This window comes from Mesorhizobium sp. CNPSo 4671, assembly GCF_057784245.1.
In genome coordinates, this window is sequence record NZ_JBWLUW010000005.1 from 416,717 (window position 1) to 443,223 (window position 26,507).

Annotated in this window: 25 protein-coding genes; 8 read left to right on the forward strand and 17 right to left on the reverse strand. The window is 63.5% G+C overall.

Going from position 1 to position 26,507, the window contains the following annotated elements:
* Positions 1–55 precede the first annotated feature (55 nt).
* The 8 genes from AC04SF_RS17915 to AC04SF_RS17950 all read right to left on the reverse strand — a co-directional run bounded on the left by AC04SF_RS17915 (position 56) and on the right by AC04SF_RS17950 (position 8,669).
* A complete protein-coding gene (locus tag AC04SF_RS17915) occupies positions 56–1,942 on the reverse strand; it encodes an acyltransferase family protein (protein ID WP_488478903.1) in 1,887 nt (628 codons plus the stop codon).
* Positions 1,943–2,156: 214 nt separating this feature from the next.
* On the reverse strand, positions 2,157–3,647 hold the full coding sequence (locus AC04SF_RS17920; RefSeq protein WP_488478904.1) for a hypothetical protein: 1,491 nt from the start codon (positions 3,645–3,647) through the stop codon (positions 2,157–2,159).
* A 49-nt stretch (positions 3,648–3,696) separates the two neighbouring features.
* The gene (locus AC04SF_RS17925) at positions 3,697–4,149 is read right to left on the reverse strand and encodes a GtrA family protein (RefSeq protein WP_488478905.1); all 453 of its coding nucleotides are present in this window, start codon (positions 4,147–4,149) and stop codon (positions 3,697–3,699) included.
* A 41-nt stretch (positions 4,150–4,190) separates the two neighbouring features.
* Positions 4,191–5,216 (reverse strand): glycosyltransferase family 2 protein, encoded by a 1,026-nt coding sequence (locus tag AC04SF_RS17930; RefSeq protein WP_488478906.1) that lies wholly within the window; start codon positions 5,214–5,216, stop codon positions 4,191–4,193.
* Between the two features lie 112 nt (positions 5,217–5,328).
* Positions 5,329–6,759 carry a sensor histidine kinase gene (locus AC04SF_RS17935; RefSeq protein ID WP_488478907.1) on the reverse strand — a complete coding sequence of 477 codons (1,431 nt, stop codon included), beginning with the start codon at positions 6,757–6,759 and terminating at the stop codon, positions 5,329–5,331.
* Entirely contained in the window at positions 6,756–7,430 is a 675-nt protein-coding gene (locus AC04SF_RS17940; protein WP_096453453.1) for a response regulator transcription factor, read from the reverse strand. Before AC04SF_RS17940 ends, AC04SF_RS17935 begins: the two co-directional genes overlap by 4 nt.
* Before the next feature lie 43 nt (positions 7,431–7,473).
* Positions 7,474–7,866: a hypothetical protein gene (locus AC04SF_RS17945; protein ID WP_488478908.1), complete on the reverse strand. Its 393-nt coding sequence runs from the start codon at positions 7,864–7,866 to the stop codon at positions 7,474–7,476.
* 185 nt (positions 7,867–8,051) lie between these two features.
* Complete coding sequence (locus tag AC04SF_RS17950; protein WP_488478909.1) at positions 8,052–8,669, reverse strand: outer membrane protein; 618 nt, start codon at positions 8,667–8,669, stop codon at positions 8,052–8,054.
* 476 nt (positions 8,670–9,145) lie between these two features.
* On the opposite strand from AC04SF_RS17950, the gene AC04SF_RS17955 reads away from it, so the two are divergent.
* Positions 9,146–9,409 carry a DUF6460 domain-containing protein gene (locus tag AC04SF_RS17955; RefSeq protein WP_095198509.1) on the forward strand — a complete coding sequence of 88 codons (264 nt, stop codon included), beginning with the start codon at positions 9,146–9,148 and terminating at the stop codon, positions 9,407–9,409.
* 4 nt (positions 9,410–9,413) lie between these two features.
* On the opposite strand, the gene AC04SF_RS17960 is transcribed toward AC04SF_RS17955, so the two are convergent.
* Positions 9,414–10,316: a histone deacetylase family protein gene (locus AC04SF_RS17960; protein WP_488478910.1), complete on the reverse strand. Its 903-nt coding sequence runs from the start codon at positions 10,314–10,316 to the stop codon at positions 9,414–9,416.
* A 132-nt stretch (positions 10,317–10,448) separates the two neighbouring features.
* On the opposite strand from AC04SF_RS17960, the gene AC04SF_RS17965 reads away from it, so the two are divergent.
* A complete protein-coding gene (locus AC04SF_RS17965) occupies positions 10,449–11,789 on the forward strand; it encodes an MATE family efflux transporter (protein ID WP_488478911.1) in 1,341 nt (446 codons plus the stop codon).
* Here AC04SF_RS17965 and AC04SF_RS17970 read toward each other — a convergent pair.
* Both AC04SF_RS17970 and AC04SF_RS17975 read right to left on the reverse strand, forming a co-directional pair.
* Positions 11,782–12,861: a quinone-dependent dihydroorotate dehydrogenase gene (locus AC04SF_RS17970; RefSeq protein WP_488478912.1), complete on the reverse strand. Its 1,080-nt coding sequence runs from the start codon at positions 12,859–12,861 to the stop codon at positions 11,782–11,784. The two genes, AC04SF_RS17965 and AC04SF_RS17970, sit on opposite strands and share 8 nt — an antisense overlap.
* The gene (locus AC04SF_RS17975; RefSeq protein WP_488478913.1) at positions 12,858–13,208 is read right to left on the reverse strand and encodes a DUF952 domain-containing protein; all 351 of its coding nucleotides are present in this window, start codon (positions 13,206–13,208) and stop codon (positions 12,858–12,860) included. Before AC04SF_RS17975 ends, AC04SF_RS17970 begins: the two co-directional genes overlap by 4 nt.
* A 107-nt stretch (positions 13,209–13,315) precedes the next feature.
* On the opposite strand from AC04SF_RS17975, the gene AC04SF_RS17980 reads away from it, so the two are divergent.
* Positions 13,316–13,750 (forward strand): hypothetical protein, encoded by a 435-nt coding sequence (locus AC04SF_RS17980; protein WP_096458508.1) that lies wholly within the window; start codon positions 13,316–13,318, stop codon positions 13,748–13,750.
* 186 nt (positions 13,751–13,936) lie between these two features.
* Entirely contained in the window at positions 13,937–14,596 is a 660-nt protein-coding gene (locus AC04SF_RS17985) for a response regulator transcription factor (protein ID WP_258585807.1), read from the forward strand.
* A gap of 17 nt (positions 14,597–14,613) precedes the next feature.
* Here AC04SF_RS17985 and AC04SF_RS17990 read toward each other — a convergent pair whose 3' ends face one another.
* Complete coding sequence (locus AC04SF_RS17990) at positions 14,614–16,122, reverse strand: MFS transporter (protein WP_488478914.1); 1,509 nt, start codon at positions 16,120–16,122, stop codon at positions 14,614–14,616.
* Positions 16,123–16,257: 135 nt separating this feature from the next.
* On the opposite strand from AC04SF_RS17990, the gene AC04SF_RS17995 reads away from it, so the two are divergent.
* Positions 16,258–17,166: a LysR family transcriptional regulator gene (locus AC04SF_RS17995; protein ID WP_488478915.1), complete on the forward strand. Its 909-nt coding sequence runs from the start codon at positions 16,258–16,260 to the stop codon at positions 17,164–17,166.
* A gap of 42 nt (positions 17,167–17,208) precedes the next feature.
* On the opposite strand, the gene AC04SF_RS18000 is transcribed toward AC04SF_RS17995, so the two are convergent.
* Entirely contained in the window at positions 17,209–18,480 is a 1,272-nt protein-coding gene (locus AC04SF_RS18000; RefSeq protein ID WP_488478916.1) for an MDR family MFS transporter, read from the reverse strand.
* A gap of 140 nt (positions 18,481–18,620) precedes the next feature.
* Positions 18,621–19,277 carry an O-methyltransferase gene (locus tag AC04SF_RS18005; RefSeq protein ID WP_488478917.1) on the reverse strand — a complete coding sequence of 219 codons (657 nt, stop codon included), beginning with the start codon at positions 19,275–19,277 and terminating at the stop codon, positions 18,621–18,623.
* Positions 19,278–19,371: 94 nt separating this feature from the next.
* Between AC04SF_RS18005 and AC04SF_RS18010 the strand changes: the two genes are divergently transcribed.
* Positions 19,372–20,004 carry a TetR/AcrR family transcriptional regulator gene (locus AC04SF_RS18010; protein ID WP_488478932.1) on the forward strand — a complete coding sequence of 211 codons (633 nt, stop codon included), beginning with the start codon at positions 19,372–19,374 and terminating at the stop codon, positions 20,002–20,004.
* Positions 20,005–20,127: 123 nt separating this feature from the next.
* Here AC04SF_RS18010 and AC04SF_RS18015 read toward each other — a convergent pair whose 3' ends face one another.
* Positions 20,128–20,607: a hypothetical protein gene (locus AC04SF_RS18015; protein WP_488478918.1), complete on the reverse strand. Its 480-nt coding sequence runs from the start codon at positions 20,605–20,607 to the stop codon at positions 20,128–20,130.
* Positions 20,608–20,653: 46 nt separating this feature from the next.
* Entirely contained in the window at positions 20,654–24,160 is a 3,507-nt protein-coding gene (locus AC04SF_RS18020) for a PAS domain-containing hybrid sensor histidine kinase/response regulator (protein ID WP_488478919.1), read from the reverse strand.
* 262 nt (positions 24,161–24,422) lie between these two features.
* On the opposite strand from AC04SF_RS18020, the gene mscL reads away from it, so the two are divergent.
* Together mscL and AC04SF_RS18030 are read left to right on the forward strand one after the other, a co-directional pair.
* Positions 24,423–24,842 carry a large conductance mechanosensitive channel protein MscL gene (mscL, locus tag AC04SF_RS18025; protein ID WP_488478933.1) on the forward strand — a complete coding sequence of 140 codons (420 nt, stop codon included), beginning with the start codon at positions 24,423–24,425 and terminating at the stop codon, positions 24,840–24,842.
* A 105-nt stretch (positions 24,843–24,947) separates the two neighbouring features.
* On the forward strand, positions 24,948–26,114 hold the full coding sequence (locus tag AC04SF_RS18030; protein WP_488478920.1) for a pyridoxal phosphate-dependent aminotransferase: 1,167 nt from the start codon (positions 24,948–24,950) through the stop codon (positions 26,112–26,114).
* A gap of 66 nt (positions 26,115–26,180) precedes the next feature.
* Here AC04SF_RS18030 and AC04SF_RS18035 read toward each other — a convergent pair.
* Positions 26,181–26,507: aminotransferase class I/II-fold pyridoxal phosphate-dependent enzyme (locus AC04SF_RS18035; RefSeq protein ID WP_488478921.1), on the reverse strand; the 327-nt coding region annotated here is incomplete at its 5' end.

The window sequence follows — 26,507 nt, forward strand, 5'->3', positions numbered from 1 at the left end:
AAGCGGCTCTCGAAACACACTCTTTCAGCGGTTCCCTCAGCGCTGGCCTGCGTTTTTATTTTGCCTTCGCGACTTTGTTGCTGGCGGCAAAGCTTGGCCAGTACTTCGAGATGGCGAGCGTCGCGCCGGCGGACGAGAAGTGGCCGTAGTCGAAGTAGAGAAACTGCCTGGTGCCGGCATCGGCATAGGAACAACCCGCCGCGTCGCACAGATAGGCCAGCGGGTCGATGAAATCCGCCCCTTTGACGAATGGCAGCACCTGTTTGTTGATGTCCGGATCCATGGCCATCGGCCAGGATGTGCTCGCGACATGCTCCCGCCGTGCGAAGAAAGCGATTTTCTGGACGTCGGCGATGAATTCCGGAGACTGACCGATGACATAGACCTTGACGCCCATGTCGCGCAGCCGGTCGACCGTCTTCTGCAGGCCGTCGAAGCCTCTGGCCTGGTAGTCGGTCCAGCGGCCGCTCAGGATCACGGCCTGGATGTTTGCCTCGCGGATGATCGACAGCGCCCGTTCGTTGAAGCGTGTGCAGGCCGGCCGAGCATAGGAGAAGTAGCTCAGGTTGGGTGGGCAGCCGGCATAGGTGTACTGGATGACATTGGCCTGGATCTTCTCGGCATTGGCTTCCAGCCCCGACACATAATGCGCGGCGAAGGAATCGCCCCACAGCAGCACATTGGTGGCAAAGCCATGCGTGCGGGTGCAGTCGCCGAGGTTCCAGTCCTCGATTCGATTCGCGCCCTCGTTGAAACAGACGCCATTGCGCCAGTCTCCCACCAGGACCCGTTGCGTCGAGAAGTCCGGGAACCGTTGCGGAAAACCCTTGCCCAGCACACCGACCACGCCGCCGATGCACAGCAAGGCGATCGCCGTCGCCGAGAAGGCGAAGATCGGCAGCGGGGCGGTGAACGCCCGCTTCTGGCGGAAGGGCTGCTCGACATACTTCCACGAGAATGTCGCCAGGGCGACGCTCGCCACCACCATCGCCATGATCGTCGGCACGTCGATGGCTTTCAGCGAGAGATAGTGGACGAACGAATTGATCGGCCAGTGAACGAGGTAGAGCGAATAGGAGATGAGCCCGACCCAGACCAGCGGGGTGAGCCGAAGCACCTGCGTGGCGACCGGCACCGGCCTGTCGGCGTGGGGCTGGCCCGCATAGATGAGCAGCGCCGTTCCGATGCATGGAAACAGGGCATTGTAGCCCGGAAACGGATCGCTCTCCGAAATCGTCAGAAAGCCGAAGGCGATCAGGCCAAAACCGGTGAGGCCAATCAGTTCCGTCAGCGGACGGCTGGCAAGCGTCGGCGGCTTTCTCAGCATCAGCATGGCGCCCAGCGCCAGTTCCCAGATGCGCGTCGGCAACAGGTAGAAGCCGGCGGTCGGCGCCAGCGTGGTCGCCATGACCGCCAGGGCAAAGCTGGCGATGGCGATCGGCAGCAATATCGTCAGCCAGCGCTTCGCGGCGTATCGGTAGATCAGATACACCAGGATCGGCGCGAAGATGTAATACTGCTCCTCGACCGAAAGCGACCATGTGTGCAGCAGCGGCCGCAATTCCGCGTCGATGGAAAAATAGTTGGTCGTTTTCCAGAAATAGATGTTCGACCAGAAGGTCGAGGCCGCGATCACGCTCAGACTGTATTCGTGCAGGTCGGACGGCAGAAGGATGAACCAGGCGGCGATGCTCGCAAGCAGGATGACGAAGGTGAGCGCTGGCAGGATCCGCCGCGCGCGGCGCCAGTAGAAGCGGCCGATCGAGAACTGGCCGCGCTCCAGATCGTCGAGCAGGCTGCCGCTGATCAGATAGCCCGATATGACGAAGAAGATGTCGACGCCGGTGAAGCCGCCGGGAATGGCGGACACGCCGAAATGGAAGAGCACCACGGGCAGCACCGCAACAGCGCGCAAGCCATCGATGTCGCGCCTGTAGTTCATTCGGCTGGTCCGTGTGGTGCGGTCGGCGGTATTGGTGCGGCGCAACTTGCTGTGCTGCTCATGCGGCAACGTCCTGATACTGTGAAAAATGCCGGTTCGTTGGTCGCACAGGCTCATCCTCTGTTGCACAACTTTGCTGCACTGCAACATGAGTGTCAAGGCGCGAAAACCGACGGTTCGATTGGCGAACCCGATTGGCACAGGCGCCGAAAAATCAGGCGCCGGGCAGGTAGATCACGGCGTCGTTGTCCGCATAGGCCCGTTTCCAGCCCAACTCAGTGAAAAAGGGGATGCGGGTGTCATCGGCCGTAAGCAATGCCCAGCCGATGGCATATTTCTTCAACTGGGCCTCAAGCAGCGGTTTTCCGTCGCTGTGCCCCGTCGCGTCGTCGGTTTTCGTGAACCCGCCCAGGAACAACTGGTCCGTCCTGCCGTCGATGTAGGTCTTGATGCCGTGGAAAATCAGCGTGCCGCCGAAATTGTAGGAGTTCAGCACGTTACCTGTGAGCTGGTGATCCCTGGCGAATGCGAGGGCGCCAGTGGCGGATGTCTTTGGGCTCGGCGCCACCTGATAGGCATTGCCGAGGAACACGACCGCGCCGACCAGCAAGACGGCTATGGCGCCGCAGATCACATGGAACCGGCTGGCGAAGAGTTTTTCCAGCCCGTCACGCCTTTCCGCCAACCAGGCCGTGGTCGACAGCGAAGGGTATTGCTGTGCGATCTCGGCCGCGATCACCAGGGGGATCAACAGGAAGGGCAGATACACAAATCGCAGATGGGCGAGATAGACATGCAAGGCGAAAACGATGAATAACGCTTTGGCCCAGCCGATCCGCGGCCTCGATATCAATAGCCCGAACAGCGCCAACAGCATCGCCGCTTCCTGGAAGACCTGCTCCTGGGCATTGAACGCTTGCCACTCCAGGATAAGGGGCACCGCCTCGTTGCCATAGGCCACCGTGAACGTCGCCAGGATGGCTTTCACGCCATAGGGATGCAGCAGGCTGACCAGTGGGCAGAGCAGACCGAAACCCACCCATTTTGCCAGGATGACGGGTTTCGACAGGCCCGAGCGCGCCAGGAGAGCGAGCCCGGCAAAGGCGGCGATGACGAAACTCAGGGTGAACGTGGCATGCAGGTTGGCCCACAAGACGACAAGTAGCAGCAGCCACAAAGGCGGAGCCTTCTCCTCCTGCGCGGCACGAAACAGCATTGCTGTCCAGACGACGATGATTGGCAAGGTGAAGACGTGGGGGCGTGCCGTGTAGATTGAAGCGATCAGGAAGGCCGCTGCAAAGGCCAGCGCTATCGCCAGTATCGGCTTCAGCCATGCGCTGAGGAACCATGCCATCAGGAAGACGGTCAGGCCGACCGTGGCGATGATCAGCGTGACGACGCCATTCCAGCCGCCCGCACGGTAGGCAAGGGCCAGAAAGACCTGCCCCAGCCATTCCTTGGCGATCCAGGGTTGGCCGGCGAACGTATAGGAATAGGGGTCGACGGCCGGAAACGTCCGGTTTTCCAGGAAGTCCAGTCCGACCTTCACCTGCCACCAATTGTCGGGGTCCTGCAGGATTGCGCCGGCAAAGTTGGTGAGCACAGAGGCCACGACACAGGCGCCGAGAAGGCAGAATATCAGCCTGATGCGTTGCACGTCCCCGAGCGAAGCTGTCGCCGTCGCGATTGCTGTGGCCTGGTTCATGTCGCAGCTCCGGGTGACTGCGTGCCCGTCACGATTGCTGTGGCCCGGTTCATGTCGCGGCTCCGGGCAATTTCGCGTTCGTCGCGGCCAGGGTGTCAGGGTCGTCCGCGCCTCCGACAAAGACGAACCGGGCCGAGCCAAGATAAAAGATGATCGAGTAGAGGCAATTTCCCGCCAGATGGACAAACGGGTTCTCGATGAAGCCCGCAGACATGGCGGCGATCACGACGCCCAGATTGGCGCTATAGGCGACGACAAAGGTGATCGCGTATCGTGCGACGGCGCCTGGGCGAAAGCCGCCGGCACGTCCGAACGTCCATTGGCGATTGAGGAAGAAGCCAAGGGTGAGGCCTGCGGCATAGCCTGCCGCATTGGAAACGATATCGCCGAGGCCCAGCGCAAGCCCTGCCAGGATCAGCGAATATCCAAGCGCCGTGTTGAGAAGCCCGACGGCGCCGAAGCGCAACATCCGCCCGATATCAAACGGAAGCGCCGACCACATTCTGCCCACGCCATTCCTGTTGCATCCGCTCGACCTTCGCCTCAGCCACGCGCGGCTCTTTTCGCCATCTCCTGCAGGCGATGGACGGGCAGGTCTCTGTCCTTGGCGGGCCGGTCGCGCGAAACGATTTCGCTGACGAAATAGAGCGGCCGCCGCTTCGTCTCCATATACATGCGGCCGAGATACTCGCCGAAGATGCCGAGCACCAGGAGTTGGACGCTGCCCAGGATCAGCATGATCGCGGCAAGGCTCGTCCAGCCGGGTACCACGTTGCCCCTCGACCATTCGAGCAGCGTATAGCCAAGCACGACCAGGCCGAGCAGACCAAACATCATGCCCAGCATCGAGGCAAACCGCAAAGGCACGATCGAAAAGCTGGTCATCGCATCGACCGCCAGCAGAACCATCTTCTTCAGCGGATAGTGTGTGGTGCCGGCAAAGCGCCGGTGCCGCTCGTAAGGGAAGGCGACCTGCTTCAACCCTATCCAACTCACCATGCCGCGAATGAACCTGTAGCGTTCGGGCATCGCGTTCAGATGGTCGAGCGCCCGGCGGCTCATCAACCGGAAGTCTCCGGAGTCCGGCGCGATCTCGACATCGACCATCCGGCCGAGCAAGCGGTAGAACATCGAGGCGGAAGCCCGCTTGAACCAGCTTTCGCCGTCGCGCTTCACCCTCTGGCCGTAAACGACGTCGAAGCCTTCGTCCATCTTCGCCATCATCGCGCCAAGCAGTTCGGGCGGATCCTGGAGATCGGCGTCGAGAATGAGGATGCGCTCGCCGCGGCAGAACTCCAGCCCCGCGCTCAAGGCGATCTGGTGGCCGTAATTGCGGGCAAGGTCGATGGCGACCACATGGTCGTCCTTTTCGGCCAGTTCGAAAATGGCCTCGCGGGTGCCGTCGGTCGCCCCGTCGATGACAAGCACGATCTCGTAGGAAGGGCTTTGCTCGAGGCATACGGCACTGACGCGTCGGTGAAGCTCGGCGACGCCGTCGCGCTCATTGTAGCATGGCACGACGACCGACAGCGTGACTGCGCGGTGCGCGCTGATTTTTCCCGTTCCCACCAAAGCCTGGCTCCCGCTCTTGGAATGGCAATAGCGGCAATTGGTTAGAAAACAGATAAGCTAGGGGTCGACATCGAGGCATCGGTCGGCTGACGCGATGGACTCGGCACGGTCACGAACGCACCGGCAGTTCCATGCGGATGCGGGCGCCGCGCCACGAACCCGTCAGGATGCGGATCGTGCCGTCATGCAGCAGCGCAATCTGCCGGGCAAGATTCAGGCCCAGCCCCGCCCCGCGCGACTGCGGCTGCAAGCGGTAGAAGGGCTCGAAGACGTTCTCGCACTCTTCCGCGGGAATTCCCGGCCCTTCGTCGCGTACCTCGATGCCGCCGGTCCCGTCGATGGCGATCGTGATCGTGCCGCTGCCACCGCCATGCTCGATTGCGTTGCGCACGAGGTTGGCGAGCGCCCGCTCTATCTGCAGCACATTGACCTCTATCCGGGCCTCGTTGGGCGATGGCTCGAAGGCAAGGTCATAGCCGGCCTCGATGGCGAGCGGGGCGAAGTCGGCGGCGACCCGGCTGACGAGATCGTCGAGGTCGACGATCTCGCGCTGGTCCGACGGCCTGTCGAGCAGCTGATGGTCGAGCAGTTGCTGGGCAAGGTGCGACAGGCGCTCGATGTCGCGCAGCAGCCGCGCGCTCTGCGGCTCCTGCTTCAAGAGTTCGGCGCGTGTGCGCAGGATGGCGATCGGCGTGCGCAGTTCGTGCGCCGCGTCGGTGAGGAAACGGTTGTGGCGGTCATAGCCCTGGGCGAGGCGGGCAAGCGCCTCGTTGAAGGCGTGCACCAGCGGCGCGATTTCCTGCGGCACCTGCTTGACCGGCAGTTGCATGGCGCGGGTGCCGATGTCGATGCGCGCCGCCTGGCGGACCGTTTCGACAAGGCCAGCAAAGGAGCGGCGTACCACGGCTGGCGTCGTCACCAGCGTCGTCGCGCCCATGACGAGGATTATCGGCAAAAGCAGGATCGCGATCACGAGCGCGAGCGCCGGCAGGGCGCGCTCCCAGTTCCTGCTGCCGTCCGGATTGCGGGCGACTTCGACGGTGGCCGAAATGTTGATTTCGAGGCCGTCGGTCTGCTGGCGCGACGACTGCGTCGCGGCGATGATCTGCACCGTGCCGGCTCTGGTCGAAGCGTTTTCGATATAGGCTTCCGGCCGCATGTCCTTGTCGGAGAATCCGACCGTGGCATGATCGGCCTCGCCAAGCAGGGCGCCGAAGCTCTTGGTGTAGATGCCGGGTATGTTGCCGGAGCGGACGCTCTCGCCGCTGCCATCGCGAACGATGTACCAGACATTGGGGAAGCCTTCGCGAAACGCGGTGAGTTCTTCCGTATCGCGCACGATCAGCCTGCCGTCCCTGTCTCGGTCGACGGCATCCTTGACCGCGGCGACGGCGGCCTCGTTGTCGATCAAAAGGCGCGGATTGGCGATCCAAAGGGCTGCCGCGCAAAGCACGATGAAGATCAGCAGCGTCGCCGCCTGCAGCAGGATCAGCCGTCGGACCAGGATCCATTGCAGCGAGCCTGTGCGGACCTTCTTCACGAGGCCGCCCGCAACAGATAGCCGAGGTTGCGGATCGCCCGGATCTCGATGCCGGCGGCGACATCGTCGAGCTTGCGGCGCAGCCGCGAAATGTGGGCATCGAGCGCATTGGAACCGATCTCGTCGTCGAGCGCGTAGACAGCCTCCTCCAGCGCGCTGCGCATGATGGTTCGGCCCGGCCGGCGGATCAGCGTTTCGAGCACCAGCCTCTCGCGCCGGGGCAGATCGAGCGCCTGGTCCTCGACCAGCGCCTCGCGGTGGCGGAAATCATAGGTGAGGCGGCCGACCATCGTCTGGTTGGCGCGCGAGGTGAACGAGCGCCGGTGCAGGGCATGAAGCCGCGCGACGAGTTCCACCGTGGCGAAGGGCTTGACCATGTAATCGTCGGCGCCGGCATCGAGCCCGGCGACGCGGTCATCCAACCCGCTCATCGCCGTCAGCGCGATGACGGGCACATCCAGATGCAAGGCACGCAGGCGCGGTATGAGGCTGAGGCCGTCGCCATCCGGCAGCCGGCGGTCCAGCACCACGGCGTCGTGATAGCCCAGACGCGCCACCGCCTCGGCATCGGCCAATGTCGCGGCATGGTCCACGATGATGTCCAGGCGCTCGAGCGCGGCCTTCAGCACGGAGGCCATTTCCGGTTCGTCCTCGATCAACAGGACGCGCATAAATATTCTCCTTTATCCGCGGCCGGTCGGGGGCCGCGGCCATTCATTCGCATTCCAGCTTGGGCTGGCGGAAATTGGTGATGAACCAGCGGCCGCCGGAAGCGCGGGCGTAGAATGTGTAGAAGCATTCCTGACGCTCGATATAGCCGGGCGTCTCGGTCTCTTCATAGACGGTTCCGTGTTTTGTCTGGCGAACCTCGCCGCTCGATGTCCCGGAAACCGCTGACGTCGACACCTTGCGCCACTGATAGGCGCGTTCGCCCTGACCGAGATCGACGATCGCCGTTGGGGGACCATAATCCAGGACCACCGATTCGACCGGCTGTCCGACATAATTCTTCATGATGTCGGAGGCACAGCCCGCCAGCGCGAGCGCGATTGCGATGAAGACGATCTTCGGAGCCCGTATCAGGAGGCCGGCGCCACGCGTGGTCATATCGGAACAGATTCCCATCATGAAAATTACGCGGGACCTAGATCGCGAAGATTGCATCGACATTGCAACGGGCGCGGAAAGCAGGTCCGGTGCCGAAAAAAGCCGGCCATCCGGTACCGGCGCGCATCGAATCACAGGGTTTGCGCGATGACCCTGCGGCCACCGCGCAATCCAGTTCGCCCGTTCTAGAACCGGTAATTGATGCCGGCCTTCAGTTCATGGCTACCGATCGTCGTCTTGGAGGTGCCAAGAGCCGATGTCGTCTCGACGCCGGGGGTGCGGACATAGTCGTACTCGACCTTGGCGGACAGCCCGCCGGCAAAGCCCTGTTCGATGCCGGCGCCAAGGAGATAACCGACCTTCCATCCGTCGGCGTTGCTGACGTTGTTGCTCTTGTCGAATTTGGTCAGTGCAACACCGCCGGTTCCAAACAGCAGCGTCTGGTCGAAGCTCACGCCTGCCTTGGCCTTGGCGGCCCCGCGCCATTTCTCCTTGATCTTGCCGCCATGGACGTCGTGTTCGGCGCCGCCAAGATAGGAACCCTCGATCTCGGCGCCAAGAACGGCGGGACCCATTTGCTGGTTGTAGCCGGCCTGAACGCCGCCAGCGAAGCCGTTCCGATCAGCGAACGGATTGGGCATCTTCGTGAACGCCGTGCCGCCATGGACGCCGACATAGGCGCCGCTCCACTGGAAGGCGGGGGGATCATTGTAGGTCGGTGAAAGGTCGGCGGCCATCGCCGGCCCGAGAAGGCAGATGCCAAGGACACCGGCCGTCAGGACGATCTTTGCTTGAGAGGACACGAGCATTACTCCAACACAAACGCGCATCCGGCAAATCGGTACGCAGGTTAACTCCCGGGGAGCCTGACCGTTGGGGTGGTCGGGCTCCGATTTGGTGTCTTCCAGGGATGGCTGCACAGTCCTGAAACTGGCGTTCGCCAGCTGTGGTAGGGGGTCAGAGCGCCGCGCAACCAGTCACCTGAAAGACGCCGACTGTCTCGCAGGTGAAAATTGCACGCACATTGCGCAAAATTGAAAAATGACGATTTTGTGCTTTATTTTCAATAAATTAAAATGATCTTGTTTACCCATATTTAAGAATTTCGAACGTGTTCACCACTCGGCCAGATGCTCGAGCAATGCGGACCACGGCAGTCGGCAGGTAGCCGCGGCCTGTCAGGTTTCGCGCACAGACCGTGCTGGCTTGATGGATGGCCGTCAAGCACGTATCTCTGGGCCGTGCCCATGAGTCCGGGCATCTCAATTGGGAGACGGCCTTGTCCGCACTGACGCGCTTTCTCGGCGACTCGCCGCTCAGGGTGATCCTGAAGCTGCTGGTGGTGTCGTTCCTCGTCGGCCTTGTCATGAATGCCTTCGGCTGGTCGCCGATGGATGTGTTCTACAGCATCCAAAGGTTCTTCATCGACCTCTGGAACCTGGGCTTCCACGCCATCGACCGCTTCCTCGGCTATATCCTGCTCGGTGCGGCGATCGTCGTGCCGGCCTTCATCCTGCTCAGGATCGCCAATTACCGGAAGTGAACTGTCAGGTATAGCTGGAGGCGACCTCGAACAGGATGGCGTGCCGCGCCGCAAGGGCGGGCACGTCGGTGGAATAGCCGCCACCGATGACGCCGCAGACCGGAATACCAAGCGCACGAAAATGCCTGATGACCATCTCATCGCGGGCGCGCAGGCCGTCATCGGAAAGCGTCAGCCTGCCGAGCCGGTCCTGCGCATGGACGTCGACGCCGGCATTGTAGAAGACGATGTCCCAATGCGCCCGGGCAGACAACTCCGGCAGGATGGCGGCCAGCCTTTCGAGATAGGCGGCATCGCCCGTGCCGTCGGGCAGCGCGATATCGAGGTCGGAGGCGATTTTGCGGACGGGGTAGTTGCGATCGCCGTGCATGGAGAAGGTGAACACGCGGGGCTTGTCGCGCAGAATATCCGCCGTGCCGTCGCCCTGATGCACGTCGAGATCGACGACCAGGATGTTTTGGGCGGCACCCTCTGCGAGCAACACCAGCGAGGCGACGGCGACGTCGTTGAAGGTGCAGAAGCCGGCACCTTGCGCGCGCCGCGCATGATGGCTGCCACCGGCGGTGTTGCAGCCAATGCCGTGGCGCAAGGCAAGCCGCGCCGCCAGCACCGTGCCGCCGGCGGCAAGCTGCGCGCGCAGCGAAACGCGGGGGCCGACCGGAAAGCCGATCTCGCGTTCGATTTTTTCCGGCACCGAACAGCTGATGACCTGGTCGACATAGTCGCCCGCATGGGCAAGTTTCAGCCATGACGCCGGCGCGGGGTCCGCTGTGTTGAGCACCCCGGGACCGGCCAGGCCACGTGCGCGCAAGGCCTCCATCAGCAGCGGATACTTGCTCATCGGGAAGCGATGGTTGGTGGCGAAGCCGGCGTCGTAGTCGGGGTGGTGGACGATCTGCAGGGGCATGAACGGGATCCGGCGGCTTCGCGCCAGACCGGGATTTCGGTTGGCCGTCGCGGGAAGAGTGATTGCGCGGTGGCCGGAAAATGGGGCACATCGGCTCTTCGATCAAGCCGCAATCAGCAAGGCAGCAATCCTTTGGACAAGGGTGCAACCCCAGCCGACGCCAGATCTTTTATCGTCACCAACCGCTCGGTGCTCGCCATCGCGGTGCCGATGACGCTCGCCTATCTGACCACGCCGATGCTTGGCCTGGTCGACACGGCTGTTGTCGGACAGTTCGGCGACGCGGCTCTTCTCGGCGGCCTGGCGGCCGGCGCGCTCGTTTTCGATGTCGTCTTCACCAGTTTCAATTTCCTGCGCTCCGGCACCACCGGCCTCGTCGCCCAGGCTTTCGGGCGTGGCGACGCGCTCGAGGAACAGGCGGTGTTCTGGCGCGCCGTGCTGATCGCGGTCGTTGCCGGCATCGTACTGGCGGCGCTTTCGCCGCTGATCGCCATCGGCGGCCAGTGGTTCATGGGCGCCGAACCGCGCGTCAGCGAGGCGATGGGGGTCTACATCAGGATCAGGCTGCTTGCCGCACCGTTCTCGCTGATCAACTACGCCATTCTCGGCTATGTCCTGGGGCGTGGCGAGGGCGGGCTCGGGCTTGTGCTGCAACTGGTGCTGAACGGCATCAACATCGCGCTCTGCTTCCTGCTTGGCCTGAAGCTCGGCTGGGGCGTTGCCGGCGTCGCCTGGGCGACCGTCACGGGTGAATTCCTGGCCATGCTGCTGGGGCTCGCCATCGTGGTCCGCCGCTTTCGCGCGAGCCCGCCCTTGCCGCGCCATCGGCTGCTCGACATGGCCGCCTTCCTGCGCATGCTGTCGCTCAACCGCGACATCATGATCCGCTCATTCTCGCTGCTCGCGGCCTTTGCACTGTTCACCCGCCAGGGCGCGCAGTTCGGCACGGTGACGCTGGCCGCCAATGCGGTGCTGATGAATTTCTTCCTCGTCGCCGGCTATTTCCTCGACGGTTTTGCCACCGCCGCCGAACAGCTCGCCGGCCGTGCCGTCGGCGCGCGTGCCGAGCAGCCTTTCCGGCAGGCGGTGCGGTTGACCCTGTTCTGGGGTTTCGGACTGGCCGGCGCCGCGACCCTTGTGCTGCTCTCGGCCGGCGCCAATCTGGTCGCCATCGTCACGACCTCGCAGGAGGTCCGCTCGGTCGCCGACATCTATCTGCCCTGGGCGGCGTTCACCGCGCTGAGCGGCGTGCTGGCGTTCCAGATGGACGGCGTCTTCATCGGCGCGACCTGGTCGCGCGACATGCGCAACATGATGTTGCTGTCCTTCCTCGTCTTTGCCGTCGCTTTGCTGACGCTCGCACCCGCCTTCGGCAATCACGGCCTGTGGGCGGCACTGCACGTGTTCCTGCTGGCGCGCGGCTTCAGCCTGCTGGCGATCCTGCAGCTAAGGGTGCGGACAGCGTTCAGCTGAGTGGCTTGGACGCCCATCGATCGAGATGGCTGTCGCGCAGTTCGCGAATGGACTTCAGCCGCTCGGTTTCGGCAAATCGCGCCATCCCGGCGACGATCCGACCCGGAAGCGCCGGCCCGGCATAGATCATGCTGGTGTAGAGCTGCACCAGATCGGCCCCGGCGCGGATCTTCTCCAGTGCCGCATCGGCAGAATCGACGCCGCCGACCCCGACGATGGCGATATCCGGGCCAAGCAGCTTGCGCATCTTCGCCAACACGATGGTCGAGCGTTCGAACAGCGGTTTTCCTGAAAGCCCGCCGGTCTCGCGCGCCGCGTCGCCGCTGCGCAGCGGCGGCCGCGAAATGGTGGTGTTGGAGACGATGATGCCGTCGATCCGTTTTTCAACGACCTCGGCGGCGATGTCCTCCAGTTCGGCTTCGACCAGATCCGGCGCAATCTTCAGGAAGACCGGCGGTTGCGCTGTTGCAGCGGCGCGTGCGGCCATGACGCGCGACAGCAATTCGCCGAGCTGCTCGCGCGCCTGCATGTTGCGCAGGCCGGGCGTGTTGGGCGAGGAGATGTTGACCGTCAAATAGCTGGCATAGGCGGCAAAGCGCGCGACCCCGCGCTCATAGTCGCCGATACGATCGGTGCTGTCCTTGTTGGCGCCGATGTTGACGCCGACAATGCCGGGACGTCCCTTGCGCGCGGCAAGGCGCTTTTCGGCCGCCGCATGGCCTTCATTGTTGAAGCCCAGCCGGTTGATAACCGCGCCGTCGGCCGTCAGCCGGAAGATGCGCGGCTTCGGATTGCCGGCCTGCGGCAGCGGCGTGACGGTGCCGACCTCGGCAAAGCCGAAGCCGAGGCCAAGCAGCGCGTCGGGCACCTCGGCGTTCTTGTCGTAGCCGGCCGCCATGCCGAGCGGGTTGGGGAAATCGAGGCCGCAAAGGCTGACCTTCAGCCTGATGTCGCGCACCGCCCGCGCGCCGACCGGCAATCCGGAACGCAGTGCGGCGATCGACATCCCATGCGCGGTTTCCGGATCGAATGTGAAAAGCAGTTTTTGGCCAAACCGGTCGAACAGACTCATTCGGCCTCCAGCGGCGGGAACTGGTGCGCGCCGTCGGCGCCAAGCGGCAGCGGCTTGACCCACTTGACGGTGTTCAACTCCAGCACGTCGTAGAGATGCGGAAACAGTGCGCCGCCGCGCGAAACCTCGTATTTCAGGGCAGGCCCCAGGCTGGCCTTGTCGATGGCCACCAGCAGCAGGTCCGTCTGGCCGGCAAAATGCTTTGCCGCGGTTTCCCGGACCTGCGCTGCCGTGGAGAAATGGATGAAGCCGTCGGCGACGTCGATCGGCGCGCCAGTAAAGCGGCCGCCGGCTTCGGCCTCGCGCCAAAGCGCTTGCGGGGTTATTTTGTAGATAAACTGAGACATGGTTGCGCTATAGTCCGAACCAGTCGTGCGGGGAAGGCCACGCCAAGGGTCTTCCCCATTTCCGGCGCAAACATGCGATATTTCAGGCTTTGGCCATGGAGGACAACATGCGTCTGCAACACATCTTGATCCCCGCCGCGCTGGTTTCACTGGTCGCGGCCTCCGCCTCTTCGGAAGAAACCGACCGCTACCGGCTGGAAAAATCCGCCAACGGCTATGTCCGCATGGACACGCAGACCGGTGCGATGTCGATCTGCGAGGAACGCTCGGGCCAGCTCGTCTGCAAGGTGGCGGCCGACGAACGCGCCGCGTTCCAGGACGAAATCGACCGCCTGCAAACCTCGATGAAGGCGATGGACGAGCGCGTCACCAAGCTCGAGAATTCGCTGTCCGCCCGGCTCGAATCGAAACTGCCGAGCGAGGAGGATTTCAACAAGACGATGAGCTACATGGAGCGCTTCCTGAAGGGCTTCATGGGCATCGTCAAGGATATGGACAAGGACAACGGTGGCGGCGCCCAGCTCAATTCGGAGAAGACCTGAGCTTCCTACAGCGTCCTTTGCGCGTCCTTTTGGACGCGCAAAGGACGCTGTAGTACTTTGATCTTGCGAAGTAGGGAAAACGCGGCGCGCTGGTTTTGCAGCTTGAAAACAGCGCGCGGCCCCTCATAATCGTCCAACTGATCCCGAAAAGCTTAAAAATCATCGACGGGATTCGGGGAGGGACATTTGCCGTCAGGCTATTCTTTCGTCATCGCCGACGATCACCCGCTGTTTCGCGGTGCTCTGCGCGAAGCGCTTGCCGGCATAGGCAATGTCGCTGCCATCCACGAGGCCGGCGACTTCGAAAGCGCTAAGGCGCTGGTGGTGGCCAATGAGGATGTCGATCTGGTGCTGCTCGACCTGTCGATGCCTGGCGCCAGCGGTCTCTCCGGCCTGATCTCGCTGCGCGGCATCCATCCCGCGGTGCCGCTTATCGTGGTCTCGGCGCATGATGATCCCGCGACCATCAGGCGCGCACTCGATCTTGGCGCCTCCGGCTTCATCTCCAAATCGGCCAGCATGGAGGAGATCCGCAACGCCGTGCAATCGGTGCTGGCCGGCGACATCGCCGCGCCCGTCGGTGTCGATCTCGGCGTCGAGCGCGATCCAGAGATATCGGACCTGATCAAGCGCCTGCAGGCGCTGACGCCGCAACAGACCCGCGTGCTCGGTATGCTGGCCGAGGGTCTGCTCAACAAGCAGATCGCCTATGAACTCGGCGTCTCCGAGGCGACCATCAAGGCGCATGTCTCGGCCATCCTGCAGAAGCTCGGCGTCGACAGCCGCACCCAGGCGGTGATCCTTTTGTCCAAGATCGGCAGCGACCCGTTGCAGACCAACAGCTGAGCGCTTGCGTCGTCCACTCAATCGGAACATTCAACCTCTTTTCGCACAGGCCGGGCGTTGAAGCTCGCGAAGCTGATGGCGGCCATGATCCAGACGCCGATGCCGCCATAGAGCATCACCCAGCCAAAGCCGTTGCGCAACGCATTGTGGACGACGGAATCAGCAAGATCGGTATTGGGGTTTCCTGCCGCGATGCCGTCGGCGAACAGACGCAGCTGGTTGGCGTCGAGGTCGGGCAGTGCAACGCTCAGATGCGCCAGCACGCCACTCGCCAGGATGAAGCCCATCACCGCTATGTTCACCGCCAGTGAAACCATGCGGGCGCTCATGTCGATGCCGGACGCCATGCCCGCCCGGTCGCTTGAAACGGAGCCCGTCGTCGTGTTGGTGACGGGCGTATTGGTGATGCCGAGGCCGGTTCCGGCGATCAGGCAGCCTGGCAGCATCGTCAGCCAATCCGGCCGCGCGGCGGCGCTGCCGAACTTCATCAGGATGAAACCGACGCCGATGATGACGAGCCCGGCCGGAATGATGACGCCGGGCTGGTAGCGCAGCGAAAGCCGCTCCGCCAAGGGCGGCATGGCGAGTGTCGGCAGCGTGTAGGCGAGCAGGGCAAGGCCGGTGGCGACGCTGTCATAACCAAGCCCGGCATGGAACCAGATCGGCAGGTAGATCATGAACGGCCAATAGGAGAGGTTCATCGCCGCCGAGCCGACGATCGCGCCGGAAAACGGCCGGATCTGGAAGACCGAGAAGTCGAACACCGGCCGCTGGCTGATCCGCTCGGCGATGAGGAAGGCGATGAAGCTCGCAATCGAGATGCCGAGGATCGCCAGCGCCGCCGGACTGGCGAAACCGAGATCCGGTCCCTGCGTGATGTAGAAGACGAGACAGAAGACTGATGGCGACAGCGTCACGATGCCCGCCAGGTCGAGCTTGCCCGCCTGTGGGTCCTTCGATTCATGGACGCCGGTCAAAGCCAGTACGAAGGCCACGGCCGCTGCCGGCACGTGGATGAGGAACACCCATTCCCAGCTCGAGACCGCGACGATGCCACCGCCGATGATCGGCCCGAAGCCGAGGCCGACACCGAAGATGACGCCCCACCAGCCCCAGGCGACGGCGCGCTCGCGCCCTTCCGTGAATTCGTAAGACAGCACGGCGAGCTGGCAGATCAGCATCGCGCCGCCGCTCAAACCCTGCAGGAACCGGGCGACGATCAAGGTCGATACGTCGTCCGCCAGGCCGCAGATCAGCGACGTCAGACCGAAGGCGGCGATGGAAACCAGGAAGACGCGCTTGCGTCCGTAGCGGTCGGCGATGGTGCCGACCGCCATCAGCACGGTCGTGACCGCGATCGTGTATGCGTTCATCACCCATTGCAATTGCCTGAAGTCGGCATGCAGCTCTTGCTCCAATGTCGGCAGGATGGTGGGAACGCTTGAAATCTCCAGCCCGAACATCAGGCATGCCAGGCATGCGGCAGACACAACGACGATGCCGCGACGGGTCAGGGCAGTGGGCATGATCAAACCTTTCGACTTCTTGGGCAGGACGAGTCGGTATGACGGCCGCCCCGCTCAACCCAGACTAGGTCAGGCTTGATCATTTTAGAATTGCATGGTTGGCTATTTCAGAGACAACAAAATGAGATAACTGACATGGCGCTGGACGTAGATGCGGTGAAAGCTTTCGTCGCCGTCGCCGAGTTGCGCAGTTTTACACGCGCGGCCGAGGCGCTTGGCAGCACGCAAGGCGCAATCAGTGTCAAGCTGAAGCGGCTTGAGGATCGGGTGGGGCAGAAGCTGATCGAGCGGACGCCGCGACTGGTGCGCCTTTCAGCGCGAGGTGCGGTGTTCCTCGAACCGGCGCGCGATCTGCTCGCCGCGCACGACCGTGCCGTCGCCAGCCTCGCCGCTGTTCGCCGCCACTTTCGGCTGGGCATTGCCACCCATGTCGGCGGTGCCGAAGTGCCGACCTTGCTGGCGCGCCTCAATGCGCATGATCCCGCCTTGACCATCGAGGTGCGGCTCGACGACACGCGCGAGTTGATCGCTGCGTTCGATCGTGGCGACCTCGATGCCGCGATCGTCCGGCGCGAGGACGACCGCCGCGACGGCGAGGTGCTGGCGCCCGAACATTTCGGCTGGTACGCCACGCCGGATTTCGTCTACCGCGCCGGCGAGCCACTGCGGCTGGCGGCCTCCGCGCCTTCCTGCAGCATCCGCGACGTCATCACCGGCACGCTCGATGCGGTTGGAATGCCGTGGACGCAGGTTTTCCTTGGCTGCGGCTCTTTCGCCGTTGCCGAGGCCGTTTCCGCCGGCCTCGCCGCCGGGGCCTTCTCGTCTCGCCTGGTTCCGCCTGGCACCATCGAGGTCAGCCGAAAGTTCGGCCTGCCGCCGCTGCCGGCGTCGGAGATCATGCTCTTGTCCACGCTCTCGGACGCTCAATCGCGCGATGCGTTGCGCACCCTTGCCATGGCGTTTCGCGAGCATCGTCCATCGCCGGCAGCCAACGGCGCGAAGCCCCGGTTCCGCAATTCGCAGATGGTGGACAGCTCCGTCTGAGGCTGTCGACCCGCGTCTGCGCGATGACGCCGAACGAGTGTCTCAGCGATAGTTTTCGACGGCTGAGCCCAGTTGCGGCGTGGCATCCTCCTCGGTCGGCCGCGAAGGGTTCCGCGCCCGGCCGATGGCCGCGCCAAGGCCGAGCGATGCGACGGCCACCAGCGGAATGCCGGCGATCCAGGGCAGGCGCGGTGCCAGCGCGTAAAGCGCCGTGCCGATCGACGGTCCTAGCGAGTCCTTGAGGTCGACCGCAACCGACGAAGCCGCCATGTAGGAGGCGCGTCGTGCGGGCGGCGCCAGCGCATTAACGGCGGTAGGCACCAGCGGCCCGACCAGCATCTGCGCGATCGAGCACAGGCTGACGGCTCCGATCAGCGTCAGCATTGCAGGCGAGGCGGCCAGCAGCGCGAAGGCGAGCATCGTCGCGAGGCCGGCACCGACCGTCAGCCACAGCGCCGACCGTGCCTCGATCAACCGGCTGACCAGCATCTGCAGGCCGACCGTCAACGCGGCGGCATAGGCGAACAGTGCGCCGACGCCGGATGGCGTCAACGTCCCGGCATCCTGCGCGTAGAGCGGGATCACCGCCTCGATCCAGTTGCCGGCGACCTCGAAGAGCACGACCCAGAGCAGCAGCTTCGCCAGCCGGCCGTCGCGGAACGCCGGCAGCAGCGCGGACAGGCCCTCCTCTTCATCGTCCTCACCGTCGTGGCGGTCATCACCGGTGCCGACGCCGATCGTCTCACTCAGGGCGAAGAGCATCACGATGCCACCCAGCACAAGCGTGGTGCCGCCGGCAAGAAACACGCTGCGCAGCGACACGAGCGCTAGCAAGGCGCCGCAGGCCGGTCCAAGGATCTGCCCAGCGCTTGAACTCACGCGCGCCAGGCTGAACCAGCGCGGATGCGTCGATGGCGGGGTCACGTCTGCGATCGCGGCCAGAATCGTCGGATGAAGCACCGATTCGCACATGCCGGTCAGAAGCAGCACGATTGCGGTGACGGTGACGCCATGCACGAAGAACAGGGCCAGGAAGCCGGCCCCGACGCCGAGCGACGAGGCTATCAGCACCGGTCGCCGGCCGACCCGGTCGGCGATGCCGCCGATCAGTGGTGCCGCCAGCAACTCGCCGCCGGCATAGCAGCCGAACAGCAGGCCGATCGCGCCGACGGGAATGCCCGCCTCGCTGCTCGCCCAGAGCGGAAAGAAAGGCATCAGTGCGCCATCGGCGAAACCCGCACAGAAGAAGAGCAGAAGCCCCAACAGGGCTGGGCGAGGGGCAGCGCGAAAGGAGGAAAGAAGCGTGTTGATCATGGCGTCACCTGCGCATGGAGGCCCGACTGTCGTCGACGGTCTGGAAGATTGCGCGTTGGTTGACGTAAACGCCTACGGTCGCCAGCAGCGACAGGGAGGTTTGAGCCGCATGGTTGAAACCCATGCGGCGATGGAAGCGTTCAGCCGAGCCGCACGGACAGTTCGACGTCCTCGCCAAACGGCGTGGACATGTAGCCCGATGCCGGCGAGCGTACCCGCTCCAGATATTCAGGCGAGAAGTCGGCATTGTCGGCGATGACCAGCGCGCCGGGCCTGAGCCGGCTCTCGACCAGGCTAAGGATCTCCGGATAGATCGCCTTGGCGCCATCGAGCAGCAAAAGGTCGATCGTCTCAGGCAGGTCGGCGCTCAGCGTCTCAAGCGCGTCTCCCTCGCGGATCTCCACCAGGTCGATGAGGCCGCCCTCGGTCAGATTGGCCTTGGCCCGCATCACCTTGGACGGTTCGAATTCGGTGGTGATCAGGCGGCCGCCGCCATTGTCCTTGAGCGCCGCCGCAAGATAGAGCGCCGAGATGCCGAACGAGGTGCCGAACTCGATGATGATGCGCGCGCCGCTGCTGCGCGCCAGCATGTAGAGCAGCGTGCCGGTCTCCGGCGAGATCGCCAGCCAGAGGTCCTTCAGCCGTCCGTAGAAATCGACATATTCGGTCTTGCTGTTGAGCAGGCGCGCCCGCTCTTCTTGCGAGAGCGCGGCCACCGCCGGACTGGTCGTGGCATTGGCTTCCTTGAACAGGCGGGCGAGCAGGGGGCCCAGCGGGGCGTTGGTCAGCGTCGTCATGAAAACTCTCCGGTCGAAAATGACTGCGTTCTTGTGTCGGGCTGAAAATACGAATAATCCTTCAGGTTTCCAATTCGCATTGCCGAGCCGAGACATGACCGGACGCCCAAGCCATTCGATTTCCTCACGAAAACAGCCCAAACAGGCTCGCGCCGCGGACCTTGTTGAGGCGATTTTGCAGGCTGCTGTTCAGGTTTTGGCGAGCGAAGGCGCGCAGCGTTTCACCACCACGCGCGTGGCCGAAAAGGCCGGCGTCAGCGTCGGCTCGCTCTATCAGTATTTCCCCAACAAGGCCGCACTTCTGTTCAGGCTGCAGAGCGATGAATGGCGGCAGACGGCCGGCCTGCTGCGCACCATACTCGAGGATGATCGGAAACCGCCGCTCGAACGGCTGCGTGCCCTTGTCCACGCCTTCATCCGCTCCGAATGCGAAGAGGCCGAGGTGCGCGTGGCACTCAATGACGCCGCCCCTCTCTATCGCGACGCACCGGAGGCGCACGAGGCGAGAGCCTCGGGAGAGCGCACCGTCCAGACCTTTCTGCGGGAGGCATTGCCCGAGGCCCCGGAGGCCGTCCGCGCCCTGGCCGGCGATCTGATCAAAACGACACTCAGTGCGGTGGGGAAGGATTTTTCGGAAAGCCCGCGAACACCGGCCGAGATCGAAACCTATGCCGATGCGATGGCCGACATGTTCTGCGCTTACCTCGAAAGTCTCGGACATCGCTGAGGCGATGATAGCTCGCTATTTGGCGGCCGCACCCAGGGGGTGATCCAGTAGCGATCCGCTACAGCCGGTGGGATAGTGATTCCACGACGATGAACCGCCCAGGCGCGGCTCGGCGTCAATCTTTCACTGGAGTGGATCGACCCGCTTCGCGTCGATAACTGAGTAGGTCGCGTCCGCTTCTTTCCCCGATCCTCGTCGCCCAATTTCTTCGATAAGAACATTTGCAAACGAAGCGCCCGCTCCTAACACGACCCAGAGCGGCACATCGATAGCTGTTCCAAGCGCGGCAATTCCGGCACTCTGGGTTCCAAAGAGGGCAATTCCTGCGGCGGCTCCTGCAACCCCTAGTCGCCCGGTACGGCTGCGATTGTCCCAGCCAACCTGTTTTGTTTTGAGAGCTATAATCTTCATCGTCGCCCAAACAACACGACTCTTCAGTGTTGCGCCAATCGCCGCCTTGGCTTTTTTCGACTTGGGGAGGTCTGACGATCGAATATCAAGAAGCTCATTGGCCCACGCCCGAAGGGCCAAAAGCTCCGAAGGCGAAGCGGTATCGGTGATTAACGTTGCGAGCTGCCTGCCTGTCGGCTCATCTTCTGCCATCGCGACTTCGTTCTGTCAGGGTTTCAAATTCTCAACCTCGGTACGGTTATTCAGCCGATGCCAGCGGCCTGACCCTGGCCATCATCGAGCGCAACACCGCCGGTTTCAACGGCTTGTTGATCACCGGAATATCGAGCCCGCTTGCTGTCGCCCGCACTTCGTTGGAACGGTCTGCAGTGACCAGCACGGCCGGCAGGTCGTCGCCATGGATGGCGCGCAACCTGGCAATGATGTCGAGACCGGTTTCGCCGTCGAGATGATAGTCGGCAAGCACGATGTCCGGTCGGTGTGGCTCGGCGTTCTCCAGATCGCGTGAGCCGGACACCGTGTCGACCTTGCATCCCCAGCCTTCGAGCAGCGACCTCATCCCGTCGAGGATGCGGGCGTCGTTGTCGATGCAGAGCACATGCAGTCCGGCAAGCGAAGCCGCGGCCCGGGCGGGAGCCTTGCTTTCGACCTCGCGTCGCGGCTCCTGCACCGCCGCGACGGGCAGGATGACGGAAAAGCGCGTGCCCTTGCCCGGATTGGAGAAGATGCGGATTTCAAGCCTGAGCACCCGGGCGATGCGGTCAACGATGGAGAGGCCAAGGCCAAGGCCTTCGGCCTCGCGAGCGCCCTCATCCAACCGGGTGAACTCATGGAAGACGGTGTTCAGCTTGTCGCCGGCGATGCCGATACCGGTGTCGATCACCTGGATTTCCGCCAGTTTACCGCGCCGCCGCACGCCGACCAGGATATGGCCCTTGCGGGTATATTTAATGGCGTTGGAAACGAGATTCTGGATCAGGCGGCGCAGCAGATTGCGGTCGGTCACCACCGTCAGAGACGACGGCATGATCGTCAGACCTAGCTTTTTCTCCGCCGCCATTGGGCGAAAATCATTGCCGATCTGGCGCAGCAATCCGTCGAGGTTGAAAGCGGTGTCGTCCGGCTTCATCGCGCCGGCATCGAGGCGCGAAATGTCGAGCACGGCGCCCAAAATGGTCTCGACCGATTCCAGCGAGGACTCGATGTTGACCGCGGCCTTGCCGGCCGGCCCTTTGCCGGCCTTCTCGATCAGCGACGAGCAATAGAGCCGGGCGGCGTTCAGCGGCTGCAGGATGTCGTGGCCGGCAGCGGCGAGGAAGCGCGTCTTGCCGAGATTGGCCTCCTCGGCCAGCATCTGCGCCTGCGCCAGCTCCTCGTTGACCCGGGTCAACTCCTCATTGACCCTAGTCAGTTCGATAGTGCGGGTCTTGACCCGCTGTTCCAGCGATTCATTGGCGCGCTTCAGCGCCAGATCCTGCTCGACGCGCCCGGAAATGTCGGCATAGGTGGCGACGATACCGCCATCCGGCATCTCGTTGGAGCGCAGCTCCAGGATGCGGCCGCTGGTCTTCAGCTCCATCTGCCAGGGGCTGACAAAGCTGGTCAGCCGGTTGAGCATCGTCACGCGCTGGTCGGCGGGGATGTCGCCGCGCTCGGCGAGATGGCGCAGGATCTGGTCGAGCGAGACGCCGACCTGGCCCATCTCGTCGGGCAGGTCGAACAGCGTCCGGTACTGGCGGTTCCAGCAGATCAGGCGGAAATCCCGGTCGAAGACGGTGATGCCTTGCTCCATCTGGTCGAGCGCGATCTGTAGCAGGTCGCGATTGTGCTGCAGCGCCTCGGTGGCGTCGTCGAGCAGGCGGAAGGCATCCCGGGATTCGCGGTCATGGCGTCGAAACAGCAGCGACAGGATCAGCCGCGCCGAGGAGGAGCCGACGGCGCTGGCCAAAAGCTGCTCCGAAAAGCGGATGACGTCCATGCTCGCCTGCTCCTTGCCGTGCAGCGAGGTGCCGTTGGTCTTCTCGAACGACTGGAAGGAGCGCTCGGTGCGCTCGACGCCGAGGTAGCGGCCGATCGTGTCCTTGAGGTCGTTGACGGTGATGGCGGTGCGGAAGCGGCGCAGGCTCGGCATCGGGCCGGCGTCGCGCGGCACGAAGATCGACGCCTGGATGCGTTCCAGCGGCACCGACGCGCGCGACAGCGAGCCGAGGACGAAAAACAGCGTGTTGATCGACAGGCTCCACAACACGCCATGGTTTAGCGGTTCGGCCACGGTGCCGAACAGCGCCTGCGGCCGCAGCGCCTCGAAACCGAACAGCCCGTGCACGAGGATGTCGGTATCGGGCGCGACAAACGACGGCAGGAGCAACGTGTAGCCCCAGACGAGGATGCCGGCGACCATGCCGAGTGCGGCACCCCTGCCGTTGGCGCCGCGCCAGATCAGCCCGCCGATGAGCGCTGGTGCGAATTGCGCGATGGCCGCGAAGGACATCAGCCCGATCGACGACAGCCGCGCTGAGTTGGTGCTCTCGCGATAGTAGAGGAAGGCGATGAACAACAGGATGAAGATCGCCCCGCGCCGCACATTGAGGATGAGTGTCGACCAGTCCTCGTTCTCGGAGGTCGAGGTCTTGAGCAGGCGGCGCACGAACAGCGGAATGACGAGGTCGTTGGAGATCATGATCGACAGCGCCACGCTTTCGACGATCACCATGGCGGTTGCCGCCGACAGCCCGCCGATGAAGGCCGCCATGGCGAGCACGTCGTGGCCGCTGAACAGTGGCAGCGACAGCACGTAGAGATCGCTGCTGGTCCCGTTGCCGACCAGCGACAGGCCGGCAAAGGCGATCGGCAGCACGAACAGGTTGATCGCCACGAGGTAGAGCGGAAACACCCAGGTCGCGGTGCGCAATTCTGCCTCGCCGCGGTTCTCGACGATGGTGACGTAGAACTGCCGCGGCAGCATGATGATGGCAAAGCCACTCAAGCCCGTCAGCACCAGCCAGGTGGCGAGCGAGGTGTTGTAGCCCATCGCCTGGCGCACCTGCGCATTCTCAGCCAGCTTTGCGAACATGTCGCCCGGGCCGCCGAAGATCAGGAAGGTGACCATCAGGCCGATCGCCAGGAAGGCGGCGAGCTTGACCAAGGTTTCGACTGCCACCGCCAGCACCAGCCCGTCCTGGTGCTCGGTGGCGTCGGCATGACGGGTGCCGAACAGCACGGCAAACAGCGCCAGCAGCATGGCGACGACCAGCGAGATGTCGCTGACGAACGGGTCGAAGGAAGGCGGCGACCCCGTATAGTGCTCGACCATCAGGCTGACCGAACCGGAGATCGCCTTCAGCTGCAGCGCGATATAGGGCACCGCGCCGATGGTGGCGATCAGCGTGGCGATCGCCGCGACCGTGAAACTTTTGCCGTAGCGCGCGCCGAGGAAGTCGGCGATCGAGGTGATCTTCTCGTTCTTGGCCAGCCGCACGATGCGGTTGAGCAGCGGAAAACCGAATACGAACACCAGCACCGGGCCGGTATAAATGCCGAGGAATTCGAGACCGCGTTCGGAGGAGAGACCGACCGAGCCGAAGAAGGTCCAGGACGTGCAATAGATGGCCAGGCTGAGCGCATAGATGAAAGGCCGCGCTCGGCTCGGCCCGGATGTCGCCGAGCGGCGGTCGCCCAGGCTGGCGATTGCGAACAGCAGCGTCACATAGGCGATCGCGATGATGACGATGAACAAGCCCTGCACGCCTGGATTTTCCTCCTTTGCCGTCTTTCTATCCGGCTTGTCCGAACGCAATCACAGCTTGGCGCTGGAGTCCATTGCGGCTTTGGCAGCATCGTTGTGGTGCAAGATTCAGGAGGGAGGCCGAGGTGCCGTGACGGAAGGACAAAGCGGTTGCTTTCTCCTTTTTGCCCATGTTGCAACCGCAGGTTTTTGTTATGTTGCCGCCGGGTCGATGCCGCAAGGACGGAACGGCAGCACGGCCGGTCATGGCAAGGAGGGTCGAATGCTGAAAGAATTCCAGGAATTCATTTCCAAGGGCAATGTGATGGATTTGGCCGTCGGCGTCATCATCGGCGCGGCCTTCGGCAAGATCGTCGATTCCCTTGTCAATGACATCATTATGCCCTTCATCGGCGCGCTCGGCGGCGTCGACTTTTCCAACTACTTCATTGGCCTGTCGCACGCCGTGACCGCCACCAACCTGGTTGACGCGCGCAAGCAAGGCGCCGTTTTTGCGTACGGCAATTTCATCACCGTGGCGTTGAACTTCATCATCCTCGCCTTCATCATCTTCCTGATGGTCAAGGCCGTGAACAACCTGCGCCGGCGGCTCGAGCGCGAGAAGCCGGCTGCCCCGGCCGCGCCGCCGCCCGCCGATGTCGCGCTGCTCACCGAAATCCGCGATCTGCTTGCGAAGCGATAATTCAGCCAGCCATTGCTGGACCAAAACCCCGGTCGTTCGCGGCTGGGGTTTTCTGTTTTCGCATCTGGTAAAGAGCGGCAACCCCAAGGGAAAACGGATTTGTCCATGAGCCTGATCGATAGCTTTCGCGCCGAAGCCCGCGCCGCACCGGAAAGCGGCATTGTCGCCGTCGTCAACTACGGCCGCCTGCGCGAGGGCTTGATCCCGCTCTGGGCCGGCGAGGGCGATCTGCCGACGCCCGCCTTCATCACCGATGCCGCGTCGAAGGCGCTGGCCGGCGGCGAGACGTTCTACACCTGGCAGAGGGGTATCCCCGATCTCAGGCAGGCGCTGGCACGCTACTACGCCAGGCATTTCGGCAAGACCTTTCCGGAGGAGCAATTCATCGTCACCGGATCCGGCATGCATGCCATCCAGATGTCGCTTACCGCTCTCGCCGGCGCTGGCGACGAGGTGATCTATCTGTCGCCCGCCTGGCCGAATTTCGACGCCGCCGCCGCCCTGTCAGGCGCCGTTCCGGTGCCGGTCACGCTCGATCATTCCGGAAATGGCTGGTCCTGCGACGTCGAGAAGATTGTCGCGGCGATCACCCCGCGCACCAGGGCGCTGTTCATCAACACGCCGTCGAACCCGACCGGCTGGACCGCCGATCACGAGACCTTGCAGGCGATCCTCAACCTTGCTCGCGCCAAAAACCTCTGGATCATCGCCGACGAGATCTATTCGCTGTTCCACTATGGCCATGGCCGTGCGCCGTCCTTCCTCGACATCGCGACGGCGGAGGACCGCATCCTGTTCGTCAACTCCTTTTCCAAGAACTGGGCGATGACCGGCTGGCGCGTCGGCTGGATCAAGACGCATCCGAGCCTCCAGCAGGTGTTCGAGAACCTGATCCAGTATTCGAATTCCGGCGTTGCACAGTTCATGCAGCGCGGTGCCGTTGCCGCGCTCGACGAGGGCGATGGTTTCGTCGTCGAACAGGTGGAGCGGGCAAGGAAGGCGCGCGATCTGGTCTGCGGCATTCTCGGCGCCACCGGTCGGGCCGGGTTCACCGTGCCGCAGGGCGCCTTCTATCTGTTCTTCACCGTTGACGGCATTACCGATTCCCGTGCCGCCGCCTTTGACATCGTCGACAAGGCCAATGTCGGCCTGGCGCCCGGCACCGCCTTCGGTCCCGGCGGCGAAGCATTCCTACGACTGTGCTTCCATCGTCGCCTCGACCAGGTCGAGGAAGCGGCGCACCGGCTGGCGAAATGGATGAAGACGATTTGAGCCGCTGAAGTCCGAATTGAAACCGCGCCGGCGAGCCAGAAGCCGCCGAAGAATTTCAAAATGGCTTCAGCCGCCCGACTTGGGCACCAGCAGCGGAACGATCCGATCGCTCTTGGCCACGGCGGGCCGTCCTGCCGAGCCGTAGGGAATGCCGAGCGCATCCCAGGTCTCGACCAGCGCGTCCTGCAGTCCCGCGATTAGCGCATCGGAATGGAACGGCGTCGGCGTGATGCGCAGCCGCTCCGTGCCGCGCGGCACGGTCGGGTAGTTGATCGGCTGGATGTAGATGCCGTGCACGCCAAGCAGGCGGTCGCTGGCCATCTTGCAGAGTTCCGGATCGCCAACCAGCACCGGCACGATGTGGGTCGGAGAGTCCATCACCGGCAGGCCGGC

Bases quoted from the DNA above. Each gene is read 5' to 3' on its own strand.
- AC04SF_RS17925 (WP_488478905.1), bottom strand. From the start codon at position 4,149: ATGTGGTCGGCGCTTCCGTTTGATATCGGGCGGATGTTGCGCTTCGGC.
- AC04SF_RS17920 (WP_488478904.1), bottom strand. From the start codon at position 3,647: ATGAACCAGGCCACAGCAATCGCGACGGCGACAGCTTCGCTCGGGGAC.
- AC04SF_RS17940 (WP_096453453.1), bottom strand. From the start codon at position 7,430: ATGCGCGTCCTGTTGATCGAGGACGAACCGGAAATGGCCTCCGTGCTG.
- mscL (WP_488478933.1), top strand. From the start codon at position 24,423: ATGCTGAAAGAATTCCAGGAATTCATTTCCAAGGGCAATGTGATGGAT.
- AC04SF_RS18000 (WP_488478916.1), bottom strand. From the start codon at position 18,480: ATGATCAACACGCTTCTTTCCTCCTTTCGCGCTGCCCCTCGCCCAGCC.
- AC04SF_RS18030 (WP_488478920.1), top strand. From the start codon at position 24,948: ATGAGCCTGATCGATAGCTTTCGCGCCGAAGCCCGCGCCGCACCGGAA.
- AC04SF_RS18015 (WP_488478918.1), bottom strand. From the start codon at position 20,607: ATGGCAGAAGATGAGCCGACAGGCAGGCAGCTCGCAACGTTAATCACC.
- AC04SF_RS18010 (WP_488478932.1), top strand. From the start codon at position 19,372: ATGACCGGACGCCCAAGCCATTCGATTTCCTCACGAAAACAGCCCAAA.
- AC04SF_RS17980 (WP_096458508.1), top strand. From the start codon at position 13,316: ATGCGTCTGCAACACATCTTGATCCCCGCCGCGCTGGTTTCACTGGTC.
- AC04SF_RS17995 (WP_488478915.1), top strand. From the start codon at position 16,258: ATGGCGCTGGACGTAGATGCGGTGAAAGCTTTCGTCGCCGTCGCCGAG.
- AC04SF_RS17975 (WP_488478913.1), bottom strand. From the start codon at position 13,208: ATGTCTCAGTTTATCTACAAAATAACCCCGCAAGCGCTTTGGCGCGAG.
- AC04SF_RS17960 (WP_488478910.1), bottom strand. From the start codon at position 10,316: ATGCCCCTGCAGATCGTCCACCACCCCGACTACGACGCCGGCTTCGCC.
- AC04SF_RS17915 (WP_488478903.1), bottom strand. From the start codon at position 1,942: ATGAACTACAGGCGCGACATCGATGGCTTGCGCGCTGTTGCGGTGCTG.
- AC04SF_RS17945 (WP_488478908.1), bottom strand. From the start codon at position 7,866: ATGACCACGCGTGGCGCCGGCCTCCTGATACGGGCTCCGAAGATCGTC.
- AC04SF_RS17990 (WP_488478914.1), bottom strand. From the start codon at position 16,122: ATGCCCACTGCCCTGACCCGTCGCGGCATCGTCGTTGTGTCTGCCGCA.
- AC04SF_RS17970 (WP_488478912.1), bottom strand. From the start codon at position 12,861: ATGAGTCTGTTCGACCGGTTTGGCCAAAAACTGCTTTTCACATTCGAT.
- AC04SF_RS18005 (WP_488478917.1), bottom strand. From the start codon at position 19,277: ATGACGACGCTGACCAACGCCCCGCTGGGCCCCCTGCTCGCCCGCCTG.